Source organism: Nitrospirota bacterium, assembly GCA_040757595.1.
Classification (GTDB): Bacteria; Nitrospirota; Nitrospiria; order Nitrospirales; family Nitrospiraceae; genus JBFLWP01.
In genome coordinates, this window is sequence record JBFLWP010000003.1 from 193,222 (window position 1) to 206,068 (window position 12,847).

Annotated in this window: 11 protein-coding genes; 8 read left to right on the forward strand and 3 right to left on the reverse strand. The window is 65.9% G+C overall.

Annotation, left to right across the window (positions count from 1 at the left end):
• Nucleotides 1-41: 41 nt before the first annotated feature.
• A complete protein-coding gene (locus AB1411_04570; GenBank protein ID MEW6542868.1) occupies nucleotides 42-746 on the forward strand; it encodes a hypothetical protein in 705 nt (234 codons plus the stop codon).
• A gap of 28 nt (nucleotides 747-774) precedes the next feature.
• On the opposite strand, the gene AB1411_04575 is transcribed toward AB1411_04570, so the two are convergent.
• Nucleotides 775-1,605, reverse strand: coding sequence for an HAD-IIB family hydrolase (locus AB1411_04575; protein MEW6542869.1), 831 nt, complete (start codon nucleotides 1,603-1,605; stop codon nucleotides 775-777).
• 121 nt (nucleotides 1,606-1,726) lie between these two features.
• Here AB1411_04575 and AB1411_04580 point away from each other — a divergent pair, with 121 nt between their 5' ends.
• Complete coding sequence (locus AB1411_04580) at nucleotides 1,727-2,146, forward strand: hypothetical protein (GenBank protein ID MEW6542870.1); 420 nt, start codon at nucleotides 1,727-1,729, stop codon at nucleotides 2,144-2,146.
• 51 nt (nucleotides 2,147-2,197) lie between these two features.
• Here AB1411_04580 and priA read toward each other — a convergent pair whose 3' ends face one another.
• Together priA and AB1411_04590 are read right to left on the reverse strand one after the other, a co-directional pair.
• Nucleotides 2,198-4,351: a primosomal protein N' gene (gene priA / locus AB1411_04585; GenBank protein MEW6542871.1), complete on the reverse strand. Its 2,154-nt coding sequence runs from the start codon at nucleotides 4,349-4,351 to the stop codon at nucleotides 2,198-2,200.
• A gap of 58 nt (nucleotides 4,352-4,409) precedes the next feature.
• A complete protein-coding gene (locus tag AB1411_04590) occupies nucleotides 4,410-5,816 on the reverse strand; it encodes a flagellar motor protein MotB (GenBank protein ID MEW6542872.1) in 1,407 nt (468 codons plus the stop codon).
• A gap of 581 nt (nucleotides 5,817-6,397) precedes the next feature.
• Between AB1411_04590 and ndhC the strand changes: the two genes are divergently transcribed.
• The 6 genes from ndhC (at nucleotide 6,398) to nuoI (ending at nucleotide 12,842) form a co-directional block, all read left to right on the forward strand.
• The gene (gene ndhC, locus AB1411_04595) at nucleotides 6,398-6,781 is read left to right on the forward strand and encodes an NADH-quinone oxidoreductase subunit A (protein ID MEW6542873.1); all 384 of its coding nucleotides are present in this window, start codon (nucleotides 6,398-6,400) and stop codon (nucleotides 6,779-6,781) included.
• A gap of 158 nt (nucleotides 6,782-6,939) precedes the next feature.
• Complete coding sequence (locus AB1411_04600; GenBank protein ID MEW6542874.1) at nucleotides 6,940-7,455, forward strand: NADH-quinone oxidoreductase subunit B family protein; 516 nt, start codon at nucleotides 6,940-6,942, stop codon at nucleotides 7,453-7,455.
• Nucleotides 7,456-7,542: 87 nt separating this feature from the next.
• Entirely contained in the window at nucleotides 7,543-8,034 is a 492-nt protein-coding gene (locus AB1411_04605) for an NADH-quinone oxidoreductase subunit C (GenBank protein MEW6542875.1), read from the forward strand.
• A gap of 86 nt (nucleotides 8,035-8,120) precedes the next feature.
• On the forward strand, nucleotides 8,121-9,365 hold the full coding sequence (gene nuoD, locus AB1411_04610) for an NADH dehydrogenase (quinone) subunit D (GenBank protein MEW6542876.1): 1,245 nt from the start codon (nucleotides 8,121-8,123) through the stop codon (nucleotides 9,363-9,365).
• A gap of 87 nt (nucleotides 9,366-9,452) precedes the next feature.
• Entirely contained in the window at nucleotides 9,453-12,200 is a 2,748-nt protein-coding gene (locus AB1411_04615; protein MEW6542877.1) for a molybdopterin-dependent oxidoreductase, read from the forward strand.
• Between the two features lie 54 nt (nucleotides 12,201-12,254).
• Complete coding sequence (gene nuoI / locus AB1411_04620; GenBank protein ID MEW6542878.1) at nucleotides 12,255-12,842, forward strand: NADH-quinone oxidoreductase subunit NuoI; 588 nt, start codon at nucleotides 12,255-12,257, stop codon at nucleotides 12,840-12,842.
• Nucleotides 12,843-12,847 lie beyond the last annotated feature (5 nt).

Consider the following 12,847-nt stretch of genomic DNA (forward strand, 5'->3'; position numbering starts at 1 on the left):
TGCTCGCTCGGAGCTGTTTGCTGTAGGGGAGGGAGGAGACCATGACGGAATTCTGGGAGACGGCGTTGCTGGGCCCGCTGGAAGATCTGGGCCGGAGGGTGTTGGCGCTGCTGCCGAATCTGCTCGCGATGGGCATCATCCTGTCTGCCGGGCTCGTGGCAGCTTGGGGGCTCGGGTCCCTCATCGAGCGGTTTCTCCGCGTGGTCGGGCTGGACCATCTGTGCAACCGCCTCGGCGTGAACGCCGCGCTGGCGCGGGGAGGCGTGAAGGCCGATCCGTCGCATCTGGTCGGGCGTGCGGCCTACTGGAGCACGGTAATCTTCGCGACGATGGCCAGCCTCGAGGCGCTGAACCTCCAGCCGGTCAACCAGTTTACGCGCGCGCTGCTGGCGTACATCCCGCACCTGTTTACCGCCGCCTTGATTCTGACTGCCGGCTACCTGCTCTCCAACTTCATCTCGCAGGCGGTTCTCATTGCCGCGGTGAACGCCGGCCTGCGGCCTGCCCGCCTGGTCGCGGCCTGTTCGCGCTGGGGCGTGCAACTGGTGGCCGCCGCCATGGCGCTCGAGCAGCTCGGCATCGCGCAACAGATCGTGGTGGTCGGGTTCGGCCTTGCGTTTGGCGGTGTGGTACTGGCCGTGGCGCTGGCCTTCGGCCTCGGCGCGAGGGATCTGGCCCGGCAGTTCCTGGAGCGGCAGTTCGGCAGAGGCGGAGAACAGAACAAGGACGACCTCACACACCTCTGATGGGGCTCGGGGCTAGGGGAGGAACCTTCTAACCCCATTTTTGAAGCAGGAGTTGGCGGACCGCCTGGTTCCAGCCGGCCGGGCCGATCCCCGGTGCGCGGAGCAGGTTCGGCAACGACGCCTCTGGGTCGTACGATCCGTCCGGGCGTCGGACCAGTACCGGCCGGTCCACGACGGCCAGCATGGGGAGGTCGTTGAGGCTGTCGCCGATCCCCGCGGTCACGAGCCGGTCTCCGCCGGGGGCGAGCCGGCGATAGGCGTCGATCAGGAGGCGACAGGCGCGCCCCTTGTCGCCGTCCCCCGTCAAGTGGAAGAACCGCCCCCCTCGCGTGCAGCGAAGCCCCCGCGCCTCGGCTTGCTTGCCGATCTCCTTCAGCGGCGCAGCTCGTCCCTCGACCACGAAGGGCTCGTCATATTCCCGTTGCTTTGCCAGGGCGGCGTCGGCGAGCGAAAGTCCCGTGCGGGATGCGATCTCGCCGACGGCCATGTCCCCGAACCCGCGCAGCGGGCAGCCGAGGGCCTTGGCGATTTCCCTCAGGGCCGAACGCAGGCGCTCGTAGGAAACGCCGAGCTCGATCACCTGGTACGGCCCGCGGTACGCCGCTCCCGCCACGGGCCCGCCGAAGTACCCGGTGGGGATCACGACGGCCCCGCCGTTTTCGACGACGAAGGGATGCCGATGCTCCAGGCGATACCGGATCGACTCGATCTCCGCCCTGGTCTTGCTCGAGACCAGGACGAGGGGTGCCCCGCTGGCCCGCAGCGCGCCGAGCGCTTCCCTGGCGGCAGCGAACGAGTAGGAGCGGGCGTCCAGCAAGCTCCCGTCGAGGTCCGTGAAGACGACCAGTCGCGTTGGCACAAAGCACTCCACCGTGGGGTGGCGACGACACCTTACCTGGAACGGACTGCCGGCACAACTCCGGGCCAGGATTGACTTCGCCGGGGCGGACGATTCACACTGCCCGCTCTATCCGAGCCGTGTGAGCATGGGGCTTGTCCGCCTGAACGCAGTCCTCGGCGCCGTCGTGGTGACGGTCGGCTTCTGGCTGATCTGGAGCGATCTGGCGCCGACGGTCGCGGCAGCCTTCGCGCTGGCTGTCGCCTGGTTCCTGGCCTGGCGGGGCAGGGGGCCCCGGCATACTGGCCAGCCCGTGGCCGGCCAGATGGGGGGAGGGGCCGCCGCGGTCTGGGCCTGGGCGACCCTCCTGTTGGGAATCGAGTGCGTCGCCTGGCCGTTCGTCACGATGGTCCAGATCAGAATGGTCACGGACCAGCCGTCTGAGACGCAGATGGGGGAGATCCTCCGGGCGGTGCTGTTCGGGGTCTTCTCCGGCGTCTTCTGGATGACTCTCTCCTACGGCATCTTCAAGCGGATGGTGTGGAAGAACACGGAGGTCTGAAGTTCGAAGGGAACCGGCAGGCTTCAGCGTTCCTGCTTCTGCCTTGTTGGGTTAGCCCATCTCCACCGGATCCACGTCCACCTCGAACTTCACGTTCCGCACGGTCCTCTCCGATTCCAATTGGTCCAGCGTGACTCTGACGGTCCGACGCGCCGCTTCGGCGTCGGCCGACTTCACGAGCAAATGCCAGCGGTGCCGGCCCCGGAGCTGCGCGTGCGGGGCGGGGATGGGGCCCATGATGGTCACCTCGTCCGGGGGCCGGCTTGGCGCGGCAGCCCTGAGCCGGTTCGCCCACCCCTCTGCCGCCCGCTGCACCAGCCTGGGGTTCTTCCCTGAAACATGCAGGCTGATGAGGTGAGTGAAGGGCGGATAGCCCAGGGCCTGGCGGAAGGCCGATTCCTGCTCGTAGAAGAGGCCCGGCTGCTGGCCGGCGACGGCGGCGATCGCATGGTGGGTGGGCAGGTAGGTCTGGAGGAGGACCTGGCCGCCAGCCTGGCCAGGAAGGGCCAGGCCCACGGCTTCCTGCAGCATGTGGAAGGTCCGTTCCGCGGCCCGGAAGTCCGGCAGGTGGAGCCCGGCATCCGCATGGGGAAGGCCCACCAGCTCCACTCGGGGCAGGGGCGGACCCTGAAAGAGCATCTGGGTGCCGATCAACACGTCCAGCTCGCCGCCCGCGGCGCGCCGGCGGATCGCCTCCGCTTGTCCCTGCGTGCGGGCCGTGTCCTTGTCGAGCCGTCCGATCCGGGCGGTAGGAAAGAGCCGCCGCAAGTCCTCCTCGAGCCGTTCCGTTCCGAACCCGATCGGATCGAGTTGCGCCGCACGGCAGGCCGGGCAGGTGTCGGGAATCGGCTGTGAAGCCCCGCAGGAGTGGCAGGCGAGCCGTCCGCTCCGCCGGTAGAGGGTGAGCGCGACGCTGCAGCGAGAGCAGCGTGGAACGGCGCCGCAGTCCCGGCAGAGCAACGCCGGGGCGAATCCCTTCCGGTTCAGGAAGAGGATCACGCTCAGCCGGCCTGTACGAGCTTCGAGGGCCGTGCGGATGGCTGCGATCAGCGGTGGGGTCAGGAGCGTGCCGTGGGGCGTCCGGCGGAGGTCGATGAGTTGGAGGTTCGGGACGTTGGAAGGACTCTCGGCGTCCAAGGTCAGCCTCGCCTCGGAAGCGACCAGGCGCATGGCCTCCAGTGACGGATGAGAGGAGCCGAGCAGGAGAACCGCCCCATGCTGCTCGGCGCGGAGCCTCGCGACGCCCCCCGCATGGTACCGGGGTTCCTGCTCTTCTTTGAGCGCCGCGTCGTCTTCACGGTCCACGTAGAGCAAGCCCAACGAATCGAGCGGGGCGAAGACGGCCGACCTCGTGCCGATGACCACTCGCACGGCCCCGGATCTGATCCGTTCCCAAGCCTCGTTGCGCTGGGCGGGGGCCAGGCCGCCGTGAAGCAGCGCGACCCGCTCGCCCCATCGGGCCCGGGCGAGCTGTGCCAGCATGACGGCGTGCGAGACTTCCGGAGTGATGGCCAGCACGGATCGGTCCCGATCCAGGGTCTTGCCCGTCAAATCCATCAGGCAGGCGAGCCGGACCCCGGCAGGCGCCTGGACGAGCCACGTCGCATAGCGCGGAGAGGCCAATGCGGCAGAGAGTCGGTCCTGCCAGGCTTCGGGGACTGGGGGGAGGGCCGTGGTCTGAGACGTCGTCGCCTCCTCCGTTCGGTCGGCAGGGCGTGCCGGCGCGCCGCGCCGGCGCGATCGGGGCGATTTGGCGGCGGATGAGGCGGATATGGCGGGAAGGGCGAGACGGAGACATTGCCCCCAGGGGGCCAGGTACCGGTCGGCGACTAGGCGGGTCAGCTCCAAGAGCTCTGGCGGGACTTCCGTTGGGCTTGTCCCATCGGCCGGAGGCAGGATTTCGCGCAAGCGCCCGATGCTCGGCCCCCCGGCCCCCACGGTGCCGGTGAGTCGCTCGGGGAGCGCGACGATGACGCCCTGAATCCGGCTGGGGCCGAAGGGAACAAGGACCAGACTGCCGACCCCGACTTGCCCGCGCAGCCGGTCCGGGATCAGATAGGTGAACGACCGGTACAGGTGGCGCGGAACGACGACTTCTGCGTACCGACCCGGGTGGATCTGGTCAGGTGTCGCCGGCTCGGGGGAACGGGGATCAGGCGTTCGGTCTGTGCGGACGGGCTGAGCGGCGCGGCCGGACCGGAGCATGGACCATTCTAGCAAGCGGGGGAGCAGGGGACAATCGTGCGGTCGTGGCGGTTCTCGGTTATGGCGCAGGCGGCGTGGAGGCAGGGGGCGCTGCGGTCTGCGGCTGGGCCGGGGCGGGAGGAGGTGCCTCGGCTGGGCCGCCCGGCGCTGACGGAGGGGCCGGCGACTCCATCGGAAGCAGGACGATCTCGATTCGACGGTTTTGCTTTCGTCCCGCTTCCGTCTTGTTGTTGGCCACCGGCTTGGTGTCGCCGTGGCCCACCGCGGACAGGGTGGACGGGTCGACTCCTTCCTCTTCGACCAGGTACTTCACGACGCCGGCCGCCCTGGCTTCGGAGAGTTCCTGGTTGCCGGGGAACAGCCCTTTCAGCGACGGACCGATCGGGCGGTCGTCCGCATGGCCTTCGATCCGCGCCCGTTTGTCCGGGATCTGCTTGAGGATCTCGCCGATGCGTTTGAGGATCGGGAGCCCCTTCGGCTTGACCGGGGCCTCGCCCGGGTCGAACTCCAGTTGTCGAGCCAGGTCAGCCAGCAAGGCCTCGGGGGATTGCTGACCAGCCTGCGCCTCCTGCGGAGCCTCTTTCGCCTCCGATTCCCGGCTGGCGCTCTCCAGCCGCTCCAGTTCTTCGCTCACCGATTCTGCGGGTGCAGCCCCTTCGGCGCCCTTTGCCAATTCCTTCGCCACAGGCGGCTTGAACGTCACTCGGTCGCCTTTCAGGAACGGGACCAACGAGCGGACGATTTGCGTGGTGGCGGTGGACTCCTCCACGGCCAGAACCTTGATCTCGCCGATGAGACGCATGGGCAGGCCGGTCGTGACCCGGAAGACCTCGAGCCGATCCCCGACGTAGAGCCCGTCCCTCCGACCCTGGTCGATGTACACTGCCTGGCCCTGTCCGATGAGGAAGTGCTGGGGCGGGATCGCCACGATGGTGCCCTGGGCGACGGGTGGCTGCCGGCCGGCCGGCGCCGCCTCCGGAGGCGGCGGGGGAACAAACTGCATGGCGCTGTCCCCGGGGGTGATGGGTCCATAGGCGCGGACGATGCGGACGGACGCCAGATCCTGCGTGACTTTCGTGACGTTGACGATGCCGACGATCGCATACAGGTTGCCCAGGAGCTGGCCGGTGAAGGGATGGAACACCTCGGAGATCCGGCGATAGATGGTGAGGGCGTCGCCCGCGGCGACCTGGCGCGAACCGCTCAAGCGGAGAAAGATCGCCTCGTTGGCCCCAAGCAGGATTCGGTTGCCGCCCGAGACGGTGTCACCGGAAATCTGGCTGACAACCCCGTCCTGCGGAAGGGATGGGCGGATGAATCCGGCGGCGAAGGCCAGGGCCGGCTCCCCGACCCGCACACGGTCCACGCCGGTTTTTTGATCCGGAGGTTCACACAAGGCGGGCGCAGTCCAGAGCAGGATCCATCCGAGGGTGCTGAGCAGTGTGCAGAGGCGAAATGTGGTCATGCGATTCCAAGCAATGCCGCCACGATAGCAAAACACAGGCGGTTGTCAAGCAAAGTCCGAAGCCGATGCGCTCCCAGGCTTGCTGCCGCCGTGGTTTGCGTTTCGGTTTCGGAGGGTGCTACGCTTGACCGCGGCCATTCATCCGTCCGGCTCGGAGGGAACGATGAGCGAGACGACGAGACCCCAAGCTCAACAGGACCGTCCGGCGTCCCCCAGACGCCGCATCGAGACCCAGATCCCTCGGCGCAAGAAGGCCAAAGCTGTGCCGCCGTTCGAGGCGGAATGGGAAGCAGCGTCGGGCCGGCCCCCAGCCGATCTCCGCACCCCGCCAGACAGGATGAAGCGGTCTCGCTAGACCTCACAGCCGGCCATCGTGGCAAACCCTCTTCGATCCAAGCTGCGGGAACAGGCCAGCCGTTCGCAACCATAGAGAAAATAAGGAGATATAATTCTTGATCGAAAGCCGTGTAGGGCTTTCGGGAGGGGCGCCGTTAGGTCCTTTGTTCGCTTGATCTTGCGCGGAGGGAGAGTCTAAGATGCCGAATCTCCGTTGGAAGTCAAGGTGTTGGACGTGAGGTGACATGAGCGGGATGGAGCTGCTCCTTGAGTATTTAGGCCGCTACTTCCCGGTTCTGCTGTTCATCGTGATCGCGCTGGCCTTCGGCGTGGTCACGTTGGTCATCAGCTATTTGGTCCAGCCCAAGTATCCGGAACCGGAGAAGCTCAGCGCCTACGAATGCGGCAGCGAGCCCTTCTCCGATGCCCGGATGCCCTTCCCCGTCCGCTATTACATCTTCGCGATGCTGTTCGTCATCTTCGATATCGAGGTGATCTTCCTGTATCCCTGGGCGGTCGTCTTCGACAAGATCGGGCTCATCGGTCTGGTCGAGATGCTGATCTTCATCGGCCTGTTCCTGGTCGCCTACGTGTACGCGTGGCGCAAAGGCGCGCTGGAGTGGGACTGAATGGGTGACGGGTGACGCGTGATGAGTGACGGACGACGCGGGGATGGGGCGACACGGGGACTCGGAGATGGAGATCGCCGCGTCGCCCCCTCGCCGTGTCTCCGCGTCGGTTCATTGGCGTGGCACTTGTCACGCATCACCGAACACGGGGCTTCGAGATGGGCTTGATCCAGATCGGACGGCACGAGAAGGATGGGCAACTGGACGTGATCACCACGACGGTCGAGAAGGCCGTCAACTGGGCACGCAAGGGCTCGCTCTGGCCCATGACGTTCGGGCTCGCCTGCTGTGCGATCGAGATGATCGCGGCCGTCTCCTCCCGCTACGACATGGACCGGTACGGGGCTGGCGTCTTCCGGGCGTCGCCGCGCCAGTCCGACCTGATGATCGTGGCCGGCACGGTCTGTCGCCGGATGGCGCCCGTGATCCGCAAGATCTACGATCAGATGCCGGAACCCAAGTACGTGATCGCCATGGGGTCCTGCGCGACCTCCGGCAACATCTACGACAGTTACAGCGTCGTCCAGGGCGTGGACCGGTTCGTGCCGGTGGACATCTACGTGCCCGGCTGCCCGCCCACGCCCGAAGCTCTGTTCGACGGCATCCTCAAGCTGCAGGAGCGGATCATGCAGAAGCGGGTCTTCACCAAGCAGCCGGACGCCGTCAAAGCGTGATGGGTGATGAGCGATGGGTAACGGGTTGAAAAGCGGTCCGGAGATTTTTCCCTCTGCGTCACGCATCACCCATCACGATAGTTTGAGATGCATCCGATAGCCGAGCGCATCCAGCAGAAGTTTCCCGAGTCCTTCGTTCAGGCCGTGGAGTGGCGCGGGGATTTGGCCGTGACCGTCAAACGGGAGGCCCTCCACGGCGTGGCGCGATTCCTCCACGACGACCCGGGGATGGATTTCGACTACATCGTCCACGTGAGCTCGGTGGACTGGCCGGACGACGAGGGGCGGTTCGAAGTCGTCTACGAGTTCTATTCGATCCGGAAGCGGCATCGGATCCGGCTGAAGACCCGCGTGCCCGAGGCCGATTGCACGGTGGACTCCCTGACGGACATCTGGAAGGGCGCCAACTTCATGGAGCGCGAGGTCTACGACATGATGGGCATCCGGTTCCGCAACCACCCGGACCTGCGCCGCATCCTGATGCCGGACGATTATTCCGAAGGGTACCCGCTCCGGAAAGACTTTCCGGTGCAGGGAAAGGGGTGGCGGGACACGTTCGAGTTCCTGAACGAGACATAGTGTTGAATTGTGAATTTTGAGTTTTGAATTGGCTGGAGCCTGATAACTAAACACTCAAAACTACAAACTCCAAACTTTTTCTACGCGTGAAATTGGAAGATCAACGACAGACCGTTTACAGGGTCGATCCCGACCATCCGGAGACTGATACGCTCCCGCTCGTCCGAACCGAGGAGCTGCTCCTCAACATGGGACCGCAGCATCCGAGCACGCACGGGGTGCTGAAGGTGATCCTGGAGTTGGAAGGGGAGCGGATCGTCAAGTCCACGCCGGTCATGGGCTTCCTCCACCGGGGAGTCGAGAAGCTGGCGGAGGACGGGACCTACCAGCAGTTCATCCCGCACACGGACCGGCTGGACTACGTCTGCGCGATGTACAACAACTTCGCCTACTGCCGCGCGGTCGAGAAGCTGATGAACGTCACCGTGCCGGAGCGGGCCGAGTACCTGCGCACGATCGTCGCGGAGGTGCAGCGGATCATCGGGCACCAGTTCTGGCTGGGCACGCAGGCCCTCGACATTGGGGCCATGACGGTCTTCTTCTACACGTTCCGCGACCGGGAGATCCTCCTCGACTGGTTCGACGAGCTCTGCGGGGCGCGCCTGACGACGAGCTGGTACCGGATCGGCGGGGTGGAGCGGGACCTGACGCCTGCGCTGATCGAGAAGCTCCGGCGCTTCCTCGACTACTTCCTGCCGAAGATTGACGAGTACGTCGTGTTCCTGGAGAAGAACCGCATCTGGCTCGCCCGGACGAAGGGCGTGGCGGTGATCTCGGCGGAGGACGCGGTTAACTTCGGGCTCAGCGGCCCGACGCTCCGCGGGTCCGGCGTGGACTACGACCTGCGCAAGTACGAGGCCTACGGGGCCTATCCCCGGTGCGAGTTCAGCGTCCCGGTGGGCAAGAACGGCGACACCTACGACCGGTACTGGATCCGGGTCGAGGAGATGCGCGAGAGCGTCAAGATCATCAAGCAGTGCCTGGCCCAGATGCCGGAAGGCCCGATCATGGCCGACGTCCCCAGCGTCACCCTGCCGAAGAAGGAGCGGGTCTTCACGAACCTGGAGTCCATGATCCAGCAGTTCAAGCTCTTCTCGCAGGGGTTCGACGCGCCGAAGGGCGAGGTCTACTGCGGGACCGAGGCCCACAAGGGCGAGCTGGGCTTCTACATCGTCAGCGCGGGCGGCGGGAAGCCCTACCGGCTGAAGATCCGCGCCCCGTCGTTCATTCACATGGGCGCGTTCGATTATATGGCGCGGGGCTACATGATCGCGGACGCCGTGACGATCTTCGGGACCTACGACATCGTCATGGGGGAGTGCGACCGCTGAAGACGTGAAAGGTGAGAGGTGAAACGTGAGAAGCCGCGGTGGGGTTTCGTTTCACGTCTTACGTTTCACGTTTTACGGAGTTGAGACATGGCTCTGAAACCGGCCACCAATCCCGAAGTCGAAGCGGCGACGATCGAGCTGACCATCGACGGTCAGACCGTCACGGCCAAGGACGGGGTCTCGCTGTACGACGTGATCGCCAGCACGGGGAAGATCATCCCCGCGATGTGCTACCACTACACCTTCGACCCCTTCGGCTCCTGCGGCATGTGCCTGGTGATGCAGGAGGGCAAGAAGGCGCCGGTCCGCTCCTGCACGGCCAAGGCCACGGCCGGCATGGTGATCCGGACGGACGGCGACGAACTCTTCCAGGCCCGCAAGAAGGCGGTCGAGAAGCACCTGTCGGTCCACCCGCTGGACTGCCCGGTCTGCGACGCGGACGGCCACTGCGAGCTCCAGGACATGGCGTTCCTGCACCGGGTGACCAGTCTGGCCAACGCCAAGCAGAAGCTGATCCCGGAGGACACGCGCAGCCTCGTGCTCGACTTCAACATGAACCGCTGCATCGCCTGCGGCGAGTGCATCAACATCTGCAAGGACGTGCAGATGATCGACGCGCTCCAGTTCATGAAGAAGGGCGGCTTCAACCAGGTGGTGGCCAAGGGCGACGTCGCGCTCTCCTGCGAGTTCTGCGGCGACTGCCTGGCGGTCTGCCCGGTCGGGGCGATCACGAACAAGTTCTCCAAGTACCTCTACAAGCCCTGGCAGCTGAAGAAGACCACGACCACCTGCAACTACTGCGGGGACGGCTGCCAGATGCACGTCGAGACCAAGGACACGGAAGTGGTCCGCGTCACGTCGCCCCTGTCCTGGAAGAACAAATGGGGAGACCGGGCCGAGACCGTGAAGGGCCACGGCGGGCTCTGCGTGCGGGGCCGGTTCGGCTTTCAGTTCATCGACAACAAGAGCCGGCTGGGAATGCCCCTGGTCCGGCAGGACGACCGTCTGGTCGAGGCTCCCTGGCTGGAGACGATGCACCGGCTCGTGGACCGGCTGGCCGAGATCAAGGCCCAGCACGGGCCTCGGGCCATCGCGGGCCTGATCACGGCGCGCTGCACGAACGAGGATCTGTACCTGTTCCAGAAGCTCATGCGGGTGGCGATCGGGACCAACCAGCTCGACTCGAGCGCGCGGTACGGCCACATGAACTTCGTCCACGCGGTCCGGAAGGCGCTCGGCGCGGGCCGGATGACGAACGACTCCGAGGACATCACCAAGGCCAAGGCCATCCTCGTGGTCGGGTCCAACATCACCGAGACGAACCCCCTGGCCAGCGTGCGCGTGAAGCAGGCGATCCGCACGTACGGCGCGCAGGTGATCGTCGTGGATTCGGCCATGACCAACATCGCGAAGCTGGCGTCCCACCCGATGCTCGTCAAGCCGGGCACCGAGGGACTCTTCCTCCAGGGGCTGGTCAAGGCGGTGGTCGAGCAGGACCTCATCGACGAGGAGGCGACGGGGAAGCATCCGCAGGCCTTCGCCGCGCTCAAACGGGCGGTGGCGGCGGTGTCGCTGGAAGCGGTGGCCGCCCAGACCGGGGTGCCGGCGGAGCAGATCCGCGAGTGCGCCGCCATCTTCGCGGAAGCGCCGCGCGCGGTGATCATCTGCGGCGAAGGGATCGTCCGGCGGGCGGGCGGCTACCGGCACGTCCTGACCGCGGTGGACCTGGCCTGGGTGACCGGCAAGCTGGGAAGGCCCGGTTGCGGGATCAACACGGTGGTCGAGGAGGCCAACGAGCAGGGAGCGGCGGACATGGGTGCGGCGCCGGAGTTCCTGCCGGGCCAGGCCCGGTTCGGGGACGAAGCGGCGCGGGCCAAGTTCGCGAAGGCCTGGGGAGGCGACTCGCCGGCCCAGTTGCCGCCTGCGAAAGACGGCGCCGGTTTGATGGAGATCCTCAAACGCTGCCGGAGCGGAGCGATCAAGGCCCTGTACGTGATTGGGGAGAATCCGGTCGCCACGCTGCCGGCTTCGCTGGAGGTCAAGGAGGCGCTGTCCAATCTCGATTTGCTGATCTGCCAGGATCCTTTTTTGACCGAGACCGCGCAACTGGCCCACTTCGTCCTGCCCGCCTGCACGTTCGCGGAGAAGGACGGGACCGTGACCAATCAGGAGGGCAAGGTCCAGCGCGTCCGCCAGACGATGGATCCGATCGGGGAGAGCCTCCCCGACTGGTACATCATGACGGCGCTGTCCAGCGGCCTGGGCTACCCGCTCGATTATGAATCGCCGCAGGACATCCAGAACGAGATCATGAAGCTGCTGCCCGGCTACTACAACCTCGGCCAGCCCCGGAAGCTCGCCCCGACACCAGACGCCTATCTGGCCGACGGCTTCGCGGCCGAGGTGGCGGACCGGTATTCGGACGGGGGCGCCTCTCGCGCTTCACGTCTCACCTCTCACGATCAGTCGTTCACTCTGCTCATGGGGCAGGTGCTCTACCATTCCGGCAAGCTCTCCACACAGGCCTCCGGGTTGATCCGGATCGCACCGAACACCGGACGGCTGCGGATGAACGGGCAGGACCTGGAGCGATTGGGGCTGGGTTCCCGGAGCCCGGAGGGATCGGGAGGGGCGGGCGGACGGGTCCGCGTCATTTCGGAGCGCGGCTCGCTGGAGATGGGGGTGCAAGCGGACCCGTCGGTGCTGCCTGGGAGCTGCTTCTTCCCCGAGCATTTCAACGAGCCGCCGGTCAAGGACCTGATGCCGGTCGAGGTCGACGCCGTCACGGGGGTTCCCTCGTTCAAGCTGGCGCGCGTCTCTATTGAAAAGGCCTGAGGAGAGGAGTAGGCTGTCGCGGCTTCGCGGCAGCGAAGGGATCGGGAGAGGAGCATGAGCGTCGGCGCGCTGACGAGGAAGGTTCTGCAGGCGGCCCTGTTCTATGAGATTTGGGACGCGATGAAAGTGACCTTCAAACACATGTTCCATCGGCCGATCACCTTCCAGTACCCGCGGGAGCAGCGGACGATCCCGGACACGCACCGGGGCGCGCTGGGCCTGCTGCGCTACGACGATGGGCGGGAGCGCTGCGTGGGGTGCGACCTGTGCGAGGCGGCCTGCCCCTCCCGCTGCATCAAAGTCATCAGTGCGGAGAACAGGGATCTGCCGCTCCAGCGGTACGCGAGCGAGTTTTACATCGACATCACGAAGTGCGTGTTTTGCGGGTACTGCGTGGAGGCCTGCCCGGTCAACGCGCTGGCGATGACCAAGCTCTACGAGTATTCCACCCACGACAAACGGACCCTCCTGTTCGATAAACGGCGGCTCTACGAGATCGGGGAACGGCATTTGGCTGACGCGAAGAAGTATTTGGTGGCCCACAACCAGGAGAAGGACGACCAGTGGAGCCGCGACTACCGGTACTTCTTTCCCCAGTCGGTCCAGAAACCGACGCAGCCGCCGCCGAAACACCTGACCTGATTCGA

Coding starts and splice junctions, on each gene's coding strand:
- AB1411_04570 (MEW6542868.1), top strand. CDS start 42: ATGACGGAATTCTGGGAGACGGCGTTGCTGGGCCCGCTGGAAGATCTG.
- priA (MEW6542871.1), bottom strand. CDS start 4,351: ATGCTCCGGTCCGGCCGCGCCGCTCAGCCCGTCCGCACAGACCGAACG.
- AB1411_04590 (MEW6542872.1), bottom strand. CDS start 5,816: ATGACCACATTTCGCCTCTGCACACTGCTCAGCACCCTCGGATGGATC.
- ndhC (MEW6542873.1), top strand. CDS start 6,398: ATGAGCGGGATGGAGCTGCTCCTTGAGTATTTAGGCCGCTACTTCCCG.
- AB1411_04600 (MEW6542874.1), top strand. CDS start 6,940: ATGGGCTTGATCCAGATCGGACGGCACGAGAAGGATGGGCAACTGGAC.
- AB1411_04605 (MEW6542875.1), top strand. CDS start 7,543: ATGCATCCGATAGCCGAGCGCATCCAGCAGAAGTTTCCCGAGTCCTTC.
- AB1411_04615 (MEW6542877.1), top strand. CDS start 9,453: ATGGCTCTGAAACCGGCCACCAATCCCGAAGTCGAAGCGGCGACGATC.
- nuoI (MEW6542878.1), top strand. CDS start 12,255: ATGAGCGTCGGCGCGCTGACGAGGAAGGTTCTGCAGGCGGCCCTGTTC.